The organism is Lutimaribacter marinistellae, assembly GCF_042648365.1.
In the GTDB taxonomy this organism is placed as follows: domain Bacteria; phylum Pseudomonadota; class Alphaproteobacteria; order Rhodobacterales; family Rhodobacteraceae; genus Lutimaribacter_A; species Lutimaribacter_A marinistellae.
Window position 1 is genome coordinate 355,395 of the sequence record NZ_JBHRXI010000001.1, and the last position, 16,844, is coordinate 372,238.

General features: G+C 61.1%; 17 protein-coding genes. 4 read left to right on the forward strand and 13 right to left on the reverse strand.

Features of this window, described 5'->3' with window-relative positions; all coding sequences use genetic code 11:
- Window positions 1-122: 122 nt before the first annotated feature.
- The 8 genes from ACFORG_RS01655 to ACFORG_RS01690 form a co-directional block, all read right to left on the reverse strand.
- A complete protein-coding gene (locus tag ACFORG_RS01655; protein WP_386733635.1) occupies window positions 123-1,145 on the reverse strand; it encodes a hypothetical protein in 1,023 nt (340 codons plus the stop codon).
- 75 nt (window positions 1,146-1,220) lie between these two features.
- A complete protein-coding gene (locus ACFORG_RS01660) occupies window positions 1,221-2,357 on the reverse strand; it encodes a glycosyltransferase 61 family protein (RefSeq protein ID WP_386733636.1) in 1,137 nt (378 codons plus the stop codon).
- Window positions 2,354-3,460 carry a GSCFA domain-containing protein gene (locus tag ACFORG_RS01665; protein ID WP_386733637.1) on the reverse strand — a complete coding sequence of 369 codons (1,107 nt, stop codon included), beginning with the start codon at window positions 3,458-3,460 and terminating at the stop codon, window positions 2,354-2,356. The genes ACFORG_RS01660 and ACFORG_RS01665 overlap by 4 nt, the downstream gene beginning before the upstream one ends.
- Window positions 3,457-4,188, reverse strand: coding sequence for a hypothetical protein (locus tag ACFORG_RS01670; protein ID WP_386733638.1), 732 nt, complete (start codon window positions 4,186-4,188; stop codon window positions 3,457-3,459). The genes ACFORG_RS01665 and ACFORG_RS01670 overlap by 4 nt, the downstream gene beginning before the upstream one ends.
- 96 nt (window positions 4,189-4,284) lie before the next feature.
- Window positions 4,285-5,328 (reverse strand): hypothetical protein, encoded by a 1,044-nt coding sequence (locus ACFORG_RS01675; RefSeq protein ID WP_386733639.1) that lies wholly within the window; start codon window positions 5,326-5,328, stop codon window positions 4,285-4,287.
- 65 nt (window positions 5,329-5,393) lie between these two features.
- Window positions 5,394-6,392 (reverse strand): hypothetical protein, encoded by a 999-nt coding sequence (locus tag ACFORG_RS01680; RefSeq protein ID WP_386733640.1) that lies wholly within the window; start codon window positions 6,390-6,392, stop codon window positions 5,394-5,396.
- A 26-nt stretch (window positions 6,393-6,418) separates the two neighbouring features.
- A complete protein-coding gene (locus ACFORG_RS01685; protein WP_386733641.1) occupies window positions 6,419-8,680 on the reverse strand; it encodes a glycoside hydrolase family 99-like domain-containing protein in 2,262 nt (753 codons plus the stop codon).
- Window positions 8,681-8,815: 135 nt separating this feature from the next.
- A complete protein-coding gene (locus ACFORG_RS01690) occupies window positions 8,816-9,610 on the reverse strand; it encodes an ABC transporter permease (RefSeq protein ID WP_386733642.1) in 795 nt (264 codons plus the stop codon).
- 373 nt (window positions 9,611-9,983) lie between these two features.
- Here ACFORG_RS01690 and ACFORG_RS01695 point away from each other — a divergent pair, with 373 nt between their 5' ends.
- The 3 genes from ACFORG_RS01695 (at window position 9,984) to map (ending at window position 12,767) form a co-directional block, all read left to right on the forward strand.
- On the forward strand, window positions 9,984-11,066 hold the full coding sequence (locus ACFORG_RS01695; RefSeq protein ID WP_386733643.1) for a sugar transporter: 1,083 nt from the start codon (window positions 9,984-9,986) through the stop codon (window positions 11,064-11,066).
- Between the two features lie 7 nt (window positions 11,067-11,073).
- A complete protein-coding gene (locus tag ACFORG_RS01700) occupies window positions 11,074-11,775 on the forward strand; it encodes an ABC transporter ATP-binding protein (RefSeq protein ID WP_386733644.1) in 702 nt (233 codons plus the stop codon).
- Window positions 11,776-11,951: 176 nt separating this feature from the next.
- The gene (map, locus tag ACFORG_RS01705) at window positions 11,952-12,767 is read left to right on the forward strand and encodes a type I methionyl aminopeptidase (protein ID WP_386733645.1); all 816 of its coding nucleotides are present in this window, start codon (window positions 11,952-11,954) and stop codon (window positions 12,765-12,767) included.
- Here map and ACFORG_RS01710 read toward each other — a convergent pair.
- The 3 genes from ACFORG_RS01710 to ACFORG_RS01720 are packed head-to-tail and all read right to left on the reverse strand — an operon-like array spanning window position 12,755 to window position 14,723.
- Complete coding sequence (locus ACFORG_RS01710) at window positions 12,755-12,940, reverse strand: hypothetical protein (RefSeq protein WP_386733646.1); 186 nt, start codon at window positions 12,938-12,940, stop codon at window positions 12,755-12,757. The two genes, map and ACFORG_RS01710, sit on opposite strands and share 13 nt — an antisense overlap.
- A 20-nt stretch (window positions 12,941-12,960) precedes the next feature.
- Window positions 12,961-13,515, reverse strand: coding sequence for a 16S rRNA (guanine(966)-N(2))-methyltransferase RsmD (gene rsmD / locus ACFORG_RS01715; protein WP_386733647.1), 555 nt, complete (start codon window positions 13,513-13,515; stop codon window positions 12,961-12,963).
- Window positions 13,512-14,723 (reverse strand): NAD(P)/FAD-dependent oxidoreductase, encoded by a 1,212-nt coding sequence (locus tag ACFORG_RS01720; RefSeq protein WP_386733648.1) that lies wholly within the window; start codon window positions 14,721-14,723, stop codon window positions 13,512-13,514. Before ACFORG_RS01720 ends, rsmD begins: the two co-directional genes overlap by 4 nt.
- 96 nt (window positions 14,724-14,819) lie before the next feature.
- Here ACFORG_RS01720 and ACFORG_RS01725 point away from each other — a divergent pair, with 96 nt between their 5' ends.
- On the forward strand, window positions 14,820-15,305 hold the full coding sequence (locus tag ACFORG_RS01725) for a peroxiredoxin (protein ID WP_386733649.1): 486 nt from the start codon (window positions 14,820-14,822) through the stop codon (window positions 15,303-15,305).
- A gap of 48 nt (window positions 15,306-15,353) precedes the next feature.
- Here ACFORG_RS01725 and ACFORG_RS01730 read toward each other — a convergent pair whose 3' ends face one another.
- Together ACFORG_RS01730 and ACFORG_RS01735 are read right to left on the reverse strand one after the other, a co-directional pair.
- Entirely contained in the window at window positions 15,354-15,653 is a 300-nt protein-coding gene (locus ACFORG_RS01730; RefSeq protein WP_386733650.1) for a 4a-hydroxytetrahydrobiopterin dehydratase, read from the reverse strand.
- A complete protein-coding gene (locus tag ACFORG_RS01735; protein ID WP_386733651.1) occupies window positions 15,650-16,837 on the reverse strand; it encodes a GNAT family N-acetyltransferase in 1,188 nt (395 codons plus the stop codon). Before ACFORG_RS01735 ends, ACFORG_RS01730 begins: the two co-directional genes overlap by 4 nt.
- Window positions 16,838-16,844: the final 7 nt, after the last annotated feature.

Genomic DNA, 16,844 nt, shown 5'->3' on the forward strand with positions numbered 1-16,844 from the left:
ACCGTCCGTCTTGGCCTTTCACGCTGAAGCCCGCAAAAAGACGGCCGCCGCCTCGAAATGAGGCGATCAGGTGAAGAAAGCGTTACGACGGATCGCTTTTACTGCTCAGGCCAAGGAGACCATCAATGTGATTCTCCGTGAACCTCCTCCTGCTGTAGCAGCATGTCCTGTGCGAGATTTCGACAGAACTGTAGCCAGAATGTGACGCCGATATCTTCGCGGAACAGGCCGAATTTCGACCGATCCGCCGGGGACATTGCAAAGTCGGGCTGATACGGGGCACGGCGACGCTGGAGCTCTTCATTCAAAGGGTCGAAGTGTTCCTTGAGCCGGTCGAACTCTGCCCGGGTAAACAGGCAGTGTTTCGAATTGGGTCCATACTCCTGCCGGAGAAAATTCTCGGCACGCCACAACAACCAAGACGGCGCCAGTTTGGGCTCGGAAAGGATGCTTGCCGCCCATGTCGCCAATGGCGGCGGAGAGATGTTCGACACTCCGTTCAGCATTGCCGCCAGATCCGGATCGGCCGGATCCAGTCCCAAGAACCGCAGCATCGAACCGACCACGCCATGTTCCGACGTGCGACACGTATCGAAATCCATGAAGGTCACGTTCTCGGGTCCGAACGCGCCTTCCAACCGGTCAAGAAGCAACGTGTAATCGGCCCACAGACCGGCAAACACGCCACGCTTCAACGCAGGCGTGAGCAGGGCTGGCGGACGGGGCGGGCAGGTCTTCTTCGACAACTCCAGATAGACCGACTGGATGAATTGCCATTGCTGCCGAACCACGCAGACGACCTGTATCTCGTCGAAGCCGTCCAGCCTCCGGCGCAGGTCCTGATAATCGACACCGCCATTTGGTTCGGCGCGTGAGAATTCCTCGCTGCTCAGAAACACGGTGAAATCGCTATCGGCATAATCCGCCACGATCTCGGCGAACCCGGCTTCGGGCCCTTGTGCCAGCAACATATCGTCTTCGACCGGCGACCAGAGCGCCGTCAGGCCGTGATGTCCGGGAATCTGATTGAGCCTCGGATACACGATACCGCGGTCGGCCAGTTCCGGTGCCCATTCCCGAAACTTCTCCTGGATGGTCGTGGTCGCGGTCTTGTGCGTTCCGATATGTAAGATGACTTTGGCCAAAGGTCGTGCCTCTTCAAGGATTTTGCCGCGGAGCGTTAGCGCAATTGATGGGCAAGGTAAATTCGACGCTTCGGATTAACGCGCGGTATCCGGCTGATCGACGCTGGCACGGTCCAACGCCGCCCGTGCTTGCGTCACGTCGAACGCGTCTGACAGGTTTTCAAGCTCGCGCAGCAATGCGTCTACTGGCGGCACCGTCCAACCATCACCGATGAACCCCCGGGATGCCAGATCCCGCCCGAGGCCAGCAAAGTCCAACAAGCACTGCGCCCGCGCATTGGCGCCGGGAAACTTCCTGTGGAAAAGCGTTTCCATCACGTGATTGTCTCCCACGGGAACCGGCCCGCCGAACGAGGTGATCTGCCGTTCGAAGACCGGAAAGACCGTCTTGCGGCGCCAGATTATGAAGACCTCCTGACCGGGGCGCGCACCGAGCGCGTAGAGATGCAGCGCAGACCCTTCGGAAAAGACAAGCTTTTCCGCATCCGCGTAGTGCCGCAACTGCTCCGCCGGCCCATGTTTTTCGGGGTGAAGAACCGTATACCCCTGTGCCCTCATGTTCCTGTCGATTTCGGTCTCGAGAACAAAGCGCGCGCCCTCTCGCGCGAGAGCCGCCCGTGACACGAAAACCTTTTTCGGTCCTGCCGGTCGCCCGTCTCTCGCGCGCGCCACCCGTCGCGCTGCAAAGTCGCGCATCAGGGGATGCCCCGCCACGAAACCGGCCGGAAACCGGAACGAGGCCGGAACAAACAGGTTTTCGAACCGCGTCGGTCGATCAACCCGGATCAGCGGGATCCCCGGAAGAAGGAACTGCAAAACGTTCAGCACGGAGGCATGAACAGGCTGGTCGGGGAACAAGGCGTAGTAGATGACACCGTCAAGCTCAGACAGCAGGTCGGCACCCCAAAGACGCGATATGTTTTCAGAGATGAAATGCCCGAAATGCGCATTCTGCAACAGGCCGAGATAGAGGTAACGCCCCTTCATCGTTGTCTCGGCTACCGCAGGGTCGATCTCTTGCGGCGGCTGGTTCACGTGACTGTTGAATACGCTTTCCCCGCGCGCGAACCACGCCCCGCTGGATCGATAGGCACCGCCCCCAAAAACACCCGAAACGACTCCGCCACCTTCCGGCTTGGGACGGGGCGGTGTGTAGTGCGACGACGGAATCACGATGGCGTCGCCCAGTATCTCGATATTCGCTGCGCTCATTCCACTTTGTGTCCCACGTGGGAAAACTGGTTGTCGAGCGCTTCCTCGTCACACACGAGCTGAACGACACGCTCCATTTCCTTTGTTGCCGCGTCCCCCTCCTCGGGCGCGACAGGGGCGCTTCCGATCTCGGCCGGTTCGATGCCTGCAAGCGACTTGAAGAACAGCCGCATGACATGCGCGACACCTTCCTCCCGTACCGATCGCAGGTCTTCGGCTAGGTAGGACCCGCGCGCGTGCGGCCCAAGGATTACCTCGTATGACGGGAAGTACATGACCCTCGGCAGGCTCTGTTCCAGCATCTCGCACGCGACGCGCAGCACCGACTTGGAATAGGTGGTCGCGCTAAGAACATGCTTGCCCGACGCTGTCGCGATGAGCGGTACGGGCGAAACCGTCAGAATGATACGGGCCTTGGGGTTCACCCCATGCAGCAGGGCAACGAATTGCGTCATGTCCGATACGGTTTCCGAGACCGAGAAATTATGAAACGCATGCCTGCCCGGATCGAATTGCCCGCCCACCGTACCAGGGCAAAGCGGAAACACCGCGCCATCCTCTTTCGACACCCAGCCTTCGGTCAGGCCGAGGGTAAAGACAAAGACGTCAAGCTCTTCGAACCCGCGGCGCACGGCGGCAAAGTGCTGTTCACGGTCGATGTCGTATTCGCGCTTCGTGGCGAAACCACCGGGCTGGATTTGCGGACGAAACGGGTCCAGCAGGCTGCCATCTGCTTCGACCCAGACATCTTCGGCCGGCTGAAACTGCCCATATGCGCGCCTGAACAATTGCAGCAACTGCCGCACGACGTAGATATTGCCGTAGCGCGCCGTGAAGGTTCCGTAGTTGTAAAGCGCCGCGTTTTCGGCCGAGATCATCGGATGCGCGGTTTCGGTGATCATGGCGTTGAACCCGCTTTGCCGCATGTAGCGGGCAATATGCTGGGCGAAACAGCTTCCAGCCGTCATGACCTTATCTGCCGGCCCGACGCTGAAGCGCGGCAGGTTGGGAACGGGATCCACCTCTTCTGCAGGGAGCCCGGCAACGGAGCGGCGCCAATAGGCGTTATCGGGCAGAAGGGAATAGGGTGTCTGCCGCGTCATGAAACGACCTCGTTCAAATGCTCTGCCAGTTGGTCCAGAACCGCGTGCCCGTAAGCCGGGCCGGCATGGGTCGGATCGTCCCGCCAGGCTGCCTGGACAAGGAAACCGTACTTATCCTTCATGCTGTCGGGTATCGGCAGGCAGCCGATCCCGTTCTCGGCGCAGACATCCTTTGTGATCTGCGCCTGCAGATGCCAGAATCGCAAGATGCGTTCCGGACGCGGCAAACCGTAATGATGGATCAGTGGCAGGAAATGCTTCGCGTGTTGCCGCACATGTCCCGGCGGCACCGGCGGAGGTGATTCCAGATGAAGCATGGGGGTTGCGGTGGCGGCTCGTATCGCCGGCAGGACGGGGATGGTCTCATGCGCCATCTCGAGCAGGTGTTTTCGGATCAACCCATAGGGCAGGATCTCGGCACCTTCCTCAAGCGGCAGATCCGGCGCTTGAGGAAGCACGAAATCGTATTTCCTGGGGTTGTTCACCAGGCCGAGGCTGAAATGCGCATTCCCCGCAAGACAAGAAACGATCATGTCGAACCGGGGCTCACGGACGATCTGGGCGATCGTCGGGTGCAACTCTCCGGCAGCGTCGAGATTGGGCTGGTAACTGGGGCTGCCAACCGGTGCGAATTCGATATTCAGCCCATCCACCTTGCCCGCACGCTCGGAAAATGCCTGCTGGAGGTTGCCGATATGGCTGTGGCCGACGATCAATACGTTCTTCATTCACCCACTGCCCTGAACCGCGTCGCCTGAACCACACCCTGTTTACCTGTTGCCCGAGGTGCACGGCAAGCGCCCTTGGGTCAACCCCTCACCAGTTCATTGAACGGTATTGAAGGTCGGCCTCGACAGTCCTTGCTCGGCCTCGGGCCGGCCCATCAACAGGCCGAAACCGATACGCGCCATGCGCAACCAGAAGGCAGCCGAAACATCCTCCCTGAACAGGTTCACGCCCGTGGGGGCCAAAGGAGCCATCTGAAAACCGGGTTGTACCGCCTGCCGTCGGCGTTGCAATTTGTCGTTCAACGGCTGACACCATTTCTGAAGGCTGTACATCTCATCCCTCGAAAAGACGCATGTCGAAAGCGGCTCGCCGAATTCAGCCTTCAACGCCCGTTGCGCGTGATCGACCAGCCAGTCCGATGCCACATCGGGCGCGGTCAGCTGATTGGCCACCCAACAAGCCAGCGCAGGTGCCGAAACGTTCGACGCTCCAAGGCACATGTCGCGCAACCCATCATCAGTCGGATCAAGGCCAAGAACATCCAGCATCGCCCCGACGACTCCACCCACCCCCTCGGTACAGGTCTCGTAGTCAAGAAAGGTGACGTTTTCCGCACCGAACGCACCCTCGAGACGGTCCAGCAACAGGTTGTAATCCCCCCACAACCCGGCAAACACGCCCTTCTTTTGGGACGTGATGATAAAGCGCGCAGGCTCGGGCGGGGCCATCACCTTGGACAGTTCGACATAGACCGATTGCATGAACTGCCACTGCGGACGCAAAACGCAAACGACCTGAACCTCGTCGAAATCGGACAGGTAGCCGCGCAACTCGCCGTAATCGACACCGTTGTTCGGCCCGGACCGCGAAAACTCCTCGCTGCTGAGGAACACGGTAACGTCTTCACCGGCATATCGGCGCGCAAGTGCCCCAAAGGCTTCTACAGCCCCACCGGCCAACAGAAAGCCGGGATCGACCGCTTCCACGGGCGACCACGGCGCCGTCAGCCCATGATGGCCGTGATTGTTGTCGAGGCGGGGGTAGATCACACCACGCTCTGACAGCAGGGGGGAATTCGTCCAGAACTTCTGCTGTATCATCGTGGTCGCGGTCTTGTGCGTGCCGATGTGAAGAACCAACCTGGACAACTCGTTACCCCGCCAATGCACTTAAACCGAAGCGCGAGGCAGTCTTGCCCGGGTCGTCATGACTTTCGCGACCTCAACATCTTTTCGAATCCCATTTTCGCCATTCTCGCCCAGTACGCGGCCGAAATGTCTTCACGGAACAGGTTCACGCCACGCGGCTCCAACGGTGAAATCGAAAACCCGTTGCGTTGCGCCGCCGGGCGAAGCGCCAGCTCTGCGTTCAAAGGGTCGAAATGAGATTTCAGTGTGGCAAATTCGGCTCGGGTGAACAAGCAGGGCTTTACGACTCCACCGAATTCCTGCCGCAGCCCGTGGGCCGCCTTGTCAATCAACCACAGGGGCGCAGGTGTTGGTTCTGCCAGAATGTTCGCGGCATAGCTTGCCAGAGACATTGGCGAGACGTTGGAATTGCCTTCGTTCACCGTTTCCAGTTGCGACTGGTCGATATCCAGCCCGAGATGCTCAAGAAATCGGCCCACGATCCCGCCGGGATGGTTCCTGCATTCCTCGAACGAGAACAAAGTGATTTCCTCGGGGGCAAACACACCTTCGAGCCGTTCGACCAACCGGTTGTAATCGACCCACAACCCTTCATAGAGGCTCGTCTCGATTGCCTGCTCGACCACCTTTCCGGGTCGCGGCGGGCAACGCCCGCGCGAAACCTCGACATAGGCCGATTGCAGGAACTGCCATTGCGACCGCAACACGCAGATGACCTCGATCTCGTCGAACGGGGCCAGAACCTCGCGTATCTTGGCAATATCGACAAGGCATCGGTCGCGTGAAAATTCCTCGCTGCTCAGAAACAGCGTCTGGTCGCCGGGCCCGTAACGCTCCGCCAAGGCGGTGAGGGTCCCGATGTCACCATCCGGAAGGCGAAACATCTTGGGCATCTTCGCCCAGTTGATCACCAGTCCATGATGGCCGGTCTGGCGATCGAAACGGGGATAGATGACCCCATGTTCGGCCAACGTGTCCGCGTTGCCATGAAACATGTCCTGAATGGTGGTCGTAGCTGTCTTGTGGCCACCGATATGAAGGACGACTTTCGACACGTTCCGCTGTTTCCCCTCTCAGGCCGTCAGGCCCGCTGCCTCGACACTTCTTCGTCTTTTGCAGGCTGGACGCCCAGCAATTCGTCGCCGAGAACCGACAGGTACATGTTTCCGAAATTCTCGCTTGGCTCCAGAACGGCCTTTTCGGCCCATTCGTTCCACGCGTTCAGGAACAACTCCTGCCGATAGGACTTTTTCAACCGGCTTTCGCGCAGTCGATGCAGCCAGTGCCGGAACCGCGCAGGGTTGGCGCCATAGGCGATATGGGCATTCAACCCACGCCGCGCCGTGTTGTCCCAGCTGGGCATGGCGCCACAGATCGTGTTCCCGGGCAGGCTGTCGACATAGTCGCGCTCGACCGAGCGCTCGATGACCTTGTTGTAGTCGTAGACGAGGCCCTTGAACCCGCCATGAACCTCGCGTCCCAGCAGATTTCCCAAGGGTCCGCCGAACAGGTACGCAGGCTCTCCCACCATGCCATGCGGCGGCATTTCCACCCAAAAGTCGAACAGATCATCCTCGACAGGGTTCTCGCCATCGATGTGGAAACAGACCGCGCCCAATTCGACGTCGCCGATACCGGCACGTGCCCAGGCCGAACGCATGCGGGCGACGCTTGAAGCGGGGTCGGGCATATCCTCGGGCCGGTAGATCATGAAACGCGGCCGACGACCGTCGGGCCGGACATAACGCGGATCGCGCATGTAGCGCAGGCTGTCCGCAACCAGCTTGTCCTCGAACCCATCGGCATAGGTCTGATCCAGCAGGACCTCTCCCGACAGACCGTCCCAATTGCGCCGCCAGCTTTCATTGGCCCAGCACAGGTAGAACGGGAAATCGATTTCCGGCCGTTCAAGCAGCTTGTCCAGTGGCTGTTCCAGGATCCTGCGGCCATCGAACCAGTAATGATAGACGCAGAACGCGTCGATCCCGGCGGCGCGCGCCATGTCAGCCTGCTGGCCCATGACCTCGGTCACGCGCAGGTCGTAAAAGCCGAGATCCGAGGGCAGCAGCGGCTGCGTATGGCCCGCGAACAGGCTTGAGGCCGTTACCGTCCCCCGCCACTCGGTAAATCCTTTGCCCCACCAGCTGTCATTCTCCGGAACTGGATGGAACTGCGGCAGGTAAAAGGCCGAGGTATAGGCCGGGCGCGGCAGGGGCGCGCGCGCCTTGCCACGGCCCTTGGCCTTGTCCGAAAGCTGCGTCGTCTGGGCCACGCCCTGCCCTGCCGCCATCGCCAGGAAACCCATCGCGCGTTCCAACGCGTGGGCAAGCGTACCGTCGACCTGCGCGGTCTCCTCGTCGAACAACGCCTCGTCGAGCTTCATAGCCTTGAGCATGCCGACGATCAGCGGCTTCATCCAATAGATCGACCCGGCCGGAAAGGACAGGACATCGCGGCTGATCTCGATCTCGAGGCGGCGCAAGAGGTAGCTGGTGACGTCGAAATTCGACCCCCACCACTCGACCCCGGTGTAGTGCTGTCCATCCGCAACCCAGAACGCGCTTTGTTCGTCGCGCAGGAACGCATCGAGAAGTGCGTCAAGATTGCTTTCCGGCAGGATGCCATTGATGAGGTGGCGGCGCCAGTGATCACCGTCGTCGCGATGCGGCGACTTCTTGGTATGCAGTTTGCAAACGGCCTCGTACCCGTCCAGAGCACCCGCATTGACCAACGTCATGAAAGGCAGGATGTCCCGGCCACGATTGTTGACTGGCAGAACAAAGGCCTTGGGAAAGCGCTCGCATATCTCTTCGGCCAGTTCGTCCGTCTCCTCGCCGCGATAGGTCAGCGTGACATATAGGTCGTAATCGATTCCGAGCCGCTCGAATGTTTCGGCGAACTCCGTCCACAGGTCCGGGTAGTAGATATGGGCGACCACGGCGAACCGGGCCTTCGGCCGGTCCGGGTCAAAGCGAAGAACCTTGCGCTTGACCTCCGGCAGTTCCTCACTTTGCGGCAAGTCCTTGGTTACGCGCTGCTCGGTATGACCGGCCTGAATGTAATGCAGGAAGGGCGGCATGCCCAGCTCTGCCACATCCGGATTGTACCGCAGGTAGGACCGGGGCGAGAAATCGGGATTCGGTCGATACCCGCGCGCCTCGCCGAACAGGATGTAATGGCGCAGCGGATCCTTGAGATAGAGCCCGTTGATTGACGGATAGGCCCCCCGGTAATAGACCGGATCGAACAGTCCCGATCGCCTTGCGGCTTTTAGATAGCTGCGCTCTTTCGGCGTCATCAGAAAGAACCGAGACAACCTCTTCACCCGGGCGAGGGGCGTCATCGAAAGATCTGTCATACGTCTTGAAACCCGTTCATTTCGCCCCGGATAGCAATGCAACTCGGGCAAGGCAATGGGAGCCCTTGGCGCATACTCCCCGAACGGCAAAACCTGCCGCCCTGCCCAGAGGTGGAGAGTCTATGCACCTTCGTCCCTCATAATTCGGTGGTATCTGTACAGCAGTAGCATCCCGAAGGCACTCAGGATCAACGAAATCAGGTAAACATAGACTTCGGACACATAGTAGGCATCATATGTATCGTATATGCCACGCCGGAACAGCATGATCGGATGCGCCACCGGGTTCCACAAAAGAGCTTCGCGCGCCGGCGCCGGCAATCCGTCATAAAGAAAGAAAATCCCCGACACGATGAAGAGCGGTCTGTTCAGCACCGCCCAGACGAATTGCCAGATGGGAAACATGCTCATCATGTAGCAGTTCACCAGCCCCACACCGACGCCAAGCGCAACGGCAAGTAATATGCCCCGTGCGCATGTGATGAAGTCGACATTCAGCCTGACACCGTACAGCACGACGATCACCGACAGCAGGATAAAGGCGACCGTAATCTGTGTCAGCACGTTCAGGATCAACCGCGCGACGATGGCATCCACATAGGTGACCGACGGATAGGCCAGCAATTGCCGCGAGTAATGGATTGCGGCACCCACCTTGGTCGACGTGGTCTGGTAGATCATGAAGGGGATGACGCCGGTGGCAAAGAACAGCGGAAAGTTCGACCCAAGCGGCGGGCTGCGCGTGATCAGGGCAAAAATCGCGGTCAGCAGGACGATGCCGCCGATCGGCTCGGCCAGCGCCCAGATGTACCCACCCGGAGAACGCCCGTAAGTCGTGCTCATTTCCCGCAGGATCAGGGCCATCACCGCGCGCGGGAAAATGAATCTCGGCCTGCCCGTTGCCGCGCTGCGCATCGTGTTCCTCTTTTCCGCTCACACGCCGACCATCACCATCCCGGCTGGGTCGCGCCTCGTGCCTCTAAGCGATTTACCCTTGCAATACGAGGCATAAAATCAGAAACGTGCCTGAAGTGTCCACAAAGCGGAGGCCGGTCCCATTTCCAAAGATCCCGCGCCCCAGCCAGCCCAACAACCCGCGCAGCAGGCCCGGCCCGCCGCGGTTCCGAACCCGGCAAACCAGCCAGCGCAGGGGGCACAGCCCGCGCAACCCGCCGCTCCGGCCCAGCCCGGACCGGGCGCACCGGCGGGTCAGCCGCCGCAACCGGCAGCGCGCAAGGCACCACCTACCGCCGGTCCCGCGCAGGCGAAGAAGCGCCATTACGGGGTCTTGTTCAGCTTTTTCCTTCTGGTGATCGGACCTTTCGCCGCGGCGGTCTTCTATCTTTACTCGATAGCTGCCGACCAATACGCCTCGACCTTCGGCTTCGCGGTCCGCTCCGAGGAACTCGACAGCGCACAAAACCTGCTGGGCGGGCTTGCAGACCTGTCCGGCAACAGCTCGTCGGATACCGATATCCTGTACGAGTTCATTCAAAGCCGCGCGATGGTGGAGAAGGTCAACGATCGCATCGACCTGCGCACCATCTACTCACGGCCTGAATTCGACCCGGTGTTCGCCTTCGACCCCACCGGCTCGATCGAGGATCTGGTAGATTACTGGCAACGCATGGTGCGCATAAGCTACGCCAACAGTTCCGGCCTTCTCGAAGTCAGGGCAAACGCGTTTAGGGCACAGGATGCACTGGCCATCGCCGAGGCAATCGTCGACGAATCGACACTGATGATCAACGAGCTCTCGGCCATCGCGCGCGAGGACGCGACACGCTACGCGCTCGAGGATCTGGAACAGGCCGTTGAACGGCTCAAGACAGCCCGCGAGGCGCTGACGCGCTTCCGCTCGGACACACGCATCGTTGACCCCAGCGCCGATATCCAGGGTCAGATGGGGCTCTTGAACTCCTTGGAGTCGCAGCTTGCCGAGGCCATCATCGAGATGAACCTGGTGATGGAAACCGCGCGCGAGGGCGACCCGCGCGTCGAACAGGCCCGCCGCCGCATCGCGGTGATCGAATCGCTGATCGAACAGGAACGCCAGAAATTCGGCATGGGCGGTACCGCGCGGGTGACCGACGGCAAGGACTACTCGACGCTTGTGGGCGAGTTCGAGCGGCTCATGGTCGACCGCGAATATGCCGAAAAATCCTATCTCGCGGCGCAAACCGTCCTCGATACCGCACAGGCCGAGGCTCAGCGCCAAAGCCGGTACCTGGCAACCTACGCCAAACCGGCACTGCCTGAATCCGCGCAGTATCCGCAGCGCATCATCCTGTCGGCACTGGTCTTCGCCGTCGCCCTTCTGGGATGGGCGATCGGCGTGCTGATCTATTACAGCGTGCGCGACCGACGCTGAGAGCGCCATGATCGAACTGGTCAACCTGTCCAAGACCTATCGCCTGAACGGGATCGAAAAGGTCGTCGCGAACGACATCTCCTTCGTGTTCCCATCCGGTGAGAGCGTTGCACTCATCGGCAAGAACGGCGCCGGGAAATCGACAATGCTGCGCATGATCGCCGGCACCATCCAGCCGACCGCGGGCGAAATCATCCGCCACGGCTCCGTCAGCTGGCCGGTCGGTTTTGCCGGCAGTTTCCACCCCGACCTGACCGGCATGCAGAACGTCAAGTTCGTGGCGCGGCTCTATGGCGTGGACACGGACGAAATGGTGTCTTTCGCCCATGACTTTGCGCAGCTTGGCGAGCATTTTTTCCTGCCGGTGCGCAGCTATTCCTCGGGCATGAAATCGCGGTTGGCCTTCGGGATGTCGATGGCCATGCATTTCGACACCTACCTGATCGACGAGATCACGGCCGTCGGCGATGTCGGGTTTCGCGCGAAAAGCGAGGCGATGCTCCGCGACCGGCTAAGGGACAGCGGCGCGATCTTCGTGTCCCACAACCCCGAGCAGATGAGAACGATCTGTCAGTCGGGCGTGGTTCTGCAGAACGGCAATTTCTATTACTACGCCGATATCGAAAAGGCGCTCGAACACTACGGCTTCACGGTCCGGGACCAGTTTCCACCGTGGCTGCGCAGAAAACGCCCGGCGCCGCAGCGATAACCTGTCGCGCAGCGTCACAGGCCGGACGATTCGTCGCGTGGGGTTGAATCCCCATGCCCTGAACGTCACATTACGCCCCGAAGCGGTAACAACGCTGACATTAGCGGCGTTTGAAACTGGCCCTCGCGCTTCTCGGCGCGTAAACATACCCTTAAGTAAAGACCATGGAGCCTGCGTTGAACAAGGATCTGAGGGGCCGCCTTACACGGGACGGCATCCGCATCTACGAACAGTCGGATTTCGCCGGAATGCACAAGGCCGGCGAACTGGCCGCGCGCATCCTCGACGCAATGGCGGACCACGTCTTTCCGGGTCAGACGACGGGCGAGATCGACCGCATCATCACCGAGATGGTCGAAGAGGCAGGCGCGACCTCGGCCACGATCGGCTACAAGGGCTACCAGCACGCCAGCTGCATCTCGGTCAATCACGTCGTCTGCCACGGCATCCCCGGTGAAAAGAAGCTCAAGGATGGTGACATCCTCAATATCGACGTGACCGTGATCGTCGATGGCTGGTACGGCGACACGTCTCGCATGTATGTCGCAGGAAAGCTCCCGCGCAAAGCCGAACGCCTGATTCAGGTCACCCATGACGCCCTGTTCAAAGGGATCGAGATGGTCAAGCCGGGTAAGACCTTCGGCGATATCGGGCACGCGATCCAGTCTTACGTCGAATCGCAACGCATGAGCGTCGTGCGCGATTTCTGCGGGCATGGTCTGGGCCGGGTGTTCCACGCGCCCCCGAACGTACTGCATTACGGGCGTCCGGGAACCGGTGCCGTGCTTGAAGAGGGCATGCTCTTCACCATCGAGCCGATGGTGAACCTTGGCCGACCTGAGACCAAGACGCTGGCCGATGACTGGACGGCGGTGACCCGGGACAAGTCTCTTTCGGCCCAGTTCGAGCATTCGGTGGGCGTCACGGCGGATGGCGTGGATATCTTCACCCTGTCGCCAGCAGGCCGCTTTCACCCGACCTATTCGTCCTGATCTTCCGCCTCCCGACGCATCTGAGCGTAAAGCAGGGTGGTCCCCTGCCAAGGCATGATAGCATCATGAATGAAGACCGGCGCGCTCTTGCGGGGTGGCGGGCCGGTGCGCGTGGCCGTACGTTCGGCCGGTTTCGACAGCACCCAGAATGGCGCCTTGGCGACGCGTTCCATACACGAAGCCTAGTCGAAATTCAGCCGTCGCGCCACATCAGCGTGATATGCGTGTCTCCGTACCGCCGCGCGCTCTCGACCGTGAATCCGTCGGGCGCGGCTATCTCTGCGTTCTCTTCCCAGACCACCAAGGCGCCCGGCGCGATCCAGCCCCCCGCGACCGCCGCCGCGATGGCCTTTTCGCCCAACCCCTTGCCATAGGGCGGGTCGAGAAAGACAAGGTCGAAGGCCGCACCGTCGTGCCTCCCCGGCCGCGTCGCATCCCTGCGCAATAAATGCGTGCGATCTGCGCTGTGGGTCAGTTCGACATTCTTTCGGATCAAGCCCTGGCCCACGCGGCCATTCTCGACAAAGCAGACATGCGCCGCGCCGCGAGAAAGTGCTTCGAGCCCCAAAGCCCCGGTTCCAGCAAACAGGTCCAGAACCCGCGCCTCTTCGATCACGTCAAGATGGGCAAGCACGCTGAACAGACTCTCCCGCACCCGGTCGGCAGTCGGGCGCAAATGTGCGCCCGCATCGCCCTTGCCGACCGAGGCCAGCGCCCTGCCCCGGAACTCTCCGGCGATGATCCTCACGCCTTGAGCAACGGCTTGAGATCGGCCTCCGGGTCGCCTACCACCTCTGGATCGGCCGTCTTGCCGCTGTCGATCAGGCGCTTGCCGACCATGTAGGCGCGCGGATCGTTCATCGCGTCGACCGCAAGAAGCTGATCGCCGAGGTAATACCAGAACGACATCGTTCGCCCCTCGCCCGCGCGTGTCACCACGCGGTCATAGCCCGTGTTCAGGCCGGCGATCTGCAACTTTACGTCATACTGATCCGACCAGAACCACGGCGTTGCGACATAGTCCTTCTCGGCGCCCATCATGTTCTGCGCGACGATCTCGGCCTGATCGATCGCATTCGGCACGCTTTCAAGGCGGATTCGTCCACCTTTGTAAGGGAACGAGGCGCAATCGCCAGCCGCCCAGATCGACGGATCCGATGTGCGGCCATGCGAATCCACGCGGATGCCGTTCTCGATCTCCAGCCCTGCCGCCTCGGCTAGTTCCGTCGCGGGCGTGATGCCGACGCCAACGACGACAAGATCGACCCCGATCTCGGTCCCGTCACTCAGAACCGCCCCCGCCACGTGGCCATTGGCCTCGGTCAGCCGGGCAAGCCCGATCCCTTCACGGATGACGACGCCATGGTCGCGATGCAGCGCGCGGAAATAGTTCGAGGTTTCGGGCGCCGCCACGCGCTGCAGGATCCGGTCCGCCATCTCGACCAGCGTCACGTGAAGCCCGCGCTTGGCACAGACCGCCGCGGCCTCAAGCCCGATGTAACCGCCACCGACGATCAGCGCATGCCGGCCTTCGGTCACTGCGGGGGCCATGGCGTCGATATCGGCCAGTGTACGCACGACATGCACGCCCTCAAGCTCACCACCGATGGCACCGGGCAGGCGACGCGGCACCGACCCGGTCGTCAGCGCAAGCTGATCAAAGGCGATCTGCTTTCCGCCGGCGATGACCACCTTGTTCTTGCGGTCGATGGCGACGGCCGTTTCGGACAGTTCCAGTTGGATATCGTTCTCCGCGTAAAAACTCTCGGGCCGCAGGTACAAACGATCCACGGTCATCTCGCCCAGCAAGTACGCCTTGGACAAGGGCGGGCGCTGATAGGGAATCTGCGGCTCTTCCCCGATCAGGGTGATCTGGCCGTCAAACCCGTCCTTGCGCAGCTTAGCCACCAACGAGGAGCCTGCCTGCCCGGCCCCGATCACGACGATATGGCTCATTGTCTCTCTGCTCCCTGAAATCACTGGCCTCTACCCGGTCTCCAGCTATATGCCGGGGGTACGAATTCCGCAAATCCAACCGCGAGGTGAATTGACATGATTTCCATAGGCGACGAACTGCCGGGCGCGACCCTGATCCAGATGGGCGACGAAGGTCCGCAGCCGGTGGCCCTTGGCGACCGCATGAAGGGGCGCAAGATTGTCATCTTCGCCGTTCCCGGCGCCTTTACCCCGACCTGCCATTCCGCGCATGTTCCCAGCTTCATGCGCACCAAGGACCAGTTCGACGCCAAGGGCGTGGACGAGATCATCTGCGTGTCGGTGAACGACCCCTTCGTGATGAAAGCGTGGGGAGAGGCCACGGGTGCCAGCGCAGCCGGCCTGACGATGCTCGCCGATCCCGAATCGGCCTTCACCCGCGCCATCGGGATGGATTTCGACGCACCGCCCGCCGGGCTGATCGGCCGGTCCAAGCGCTATGCCATGGTGGTCGAAGACGGCAAGGTCACCGCCCTGAACCTCGAAGAGAATCCCGGCGCCTGCGAAGTTTCCGCCGGCGAGGGTCTCTTGGAATCGATGTAACGAAAACGGCCGGGGTCTGATCCCCGGCCGTTCACCAATTCCGTAGGCTCAGTGCCCCGCCAGCCCGTCCATCTTGCGGGCCAGCTTGGGGTCGAGCGCGGACAGACCGCCCACGTCATGTGTTGTCAGCGTGACCTCGACCGTCTTGTAGACATTGCGCCATTCCGGATGATGGTTCCACTTCTCGGCCCAGATCGCCACGCGGGTCATCCAGCCGAACGCCTCGACGAAATTCTCGAATTCGAAGGTCTTGCAGATCGCATCCTCGCCCTCGGCGAGGGTCCAGCCCGTCTTGAGCAGAGGGTCGAGAAGGGGGCCGCGCGTTTCGGGCGACAATCGTTCGCTCATTGCTGTTCCTCTATTTCCGTCTTCTTGAACGGTCCGTAATCCGTCAGGATCTCGATTTCTTCGTCCACCGCGGCGCGCTCTGCATCAAGATACCGTTTTACAGCGTCGGCAAAACCCGGATCGCCGATCCAGTGCAGGCTATGCGTTGGCGTCGGCAGATACCCGCGGGCCAGCTTGTGCTCGCCCTGTGCGCCCGCCTCGACCTGCTTCAACCCGTGGGCGATGGCGAAATCCATGGCCTGATAATAGCACAGTTCGAAGTGCAGGCAGGGGTGATGCTCGATGCAGCCCCAGTAACGGCCATAGAGAGTCTCTCTCCCGATGAAGTTAAGCGCGCCGGCAATGGGCTCACCATCACGTTCCGCAATGGCCAACGCCATGTCATCGGCCATGGTTTCATGCGCGATGTCGAAAAATGCCCGTGTCAGGTAAGGAGAGCCCCATTTCCGCGCACCCGTATCCTGGTAGAACTCCCAGAAAGCATCCCAATGGTGCAGCTCGATCTCCGATCCCGTCAGCATGCGGATCGTACCGCCGAAATCCTGCGCCTGCCGCCGCTCCTTGCGGATCGTCTTGCGCTTGCGCGAGGACAGCGCGGCAAGGAAGGCGTCGAAATCGGCATAATCACGGTTCAGCCAGTGAAACTGCTGCGAGGCGCGGTGCATCAGGCCCATCGCCTCACCGGCCGCAACTTCCTCCCCGGTGCAAAAGGTGATGTGCAATGTGGCGATACCGTTGTTCGCGGCCAGTTGAACCGCGCCCTGCACCAGTGCCGACGACCCGATCTCCTCATAGCCGGGCCGCACCAGGAACCGCCGACCCGTGGCCGGCGTAAACGGCACGGCGATCTGCAGCTTGGGATAATAGCGCCCGCCCGCGTTCTCATAGGCATGGGCCCAGCTGTGGTCAAAGATGTACTCGCCCTGACTGTGCGACTTGGCATACATCGGCGCGGCGGCGATCATCATGCCGTCAAGATGCGCTGTCAGGTATTGCGGCTGCCAGCCCGTCCCCGGCCCGACCGAGCCGCTCTCCTCCAGCGCCAACAGGAACCGGTGTGTCGTGAACGGATCAAGCGGGCGACCGCCATCCGCAGCCTCGGGGCAGGCACAGGCATCCCAATCAGCCGCCGCGATCTGGCGCAGCGACCCGAGAACCTGAACTTCTATTTGTGCTTGGTCCATGTGCTCT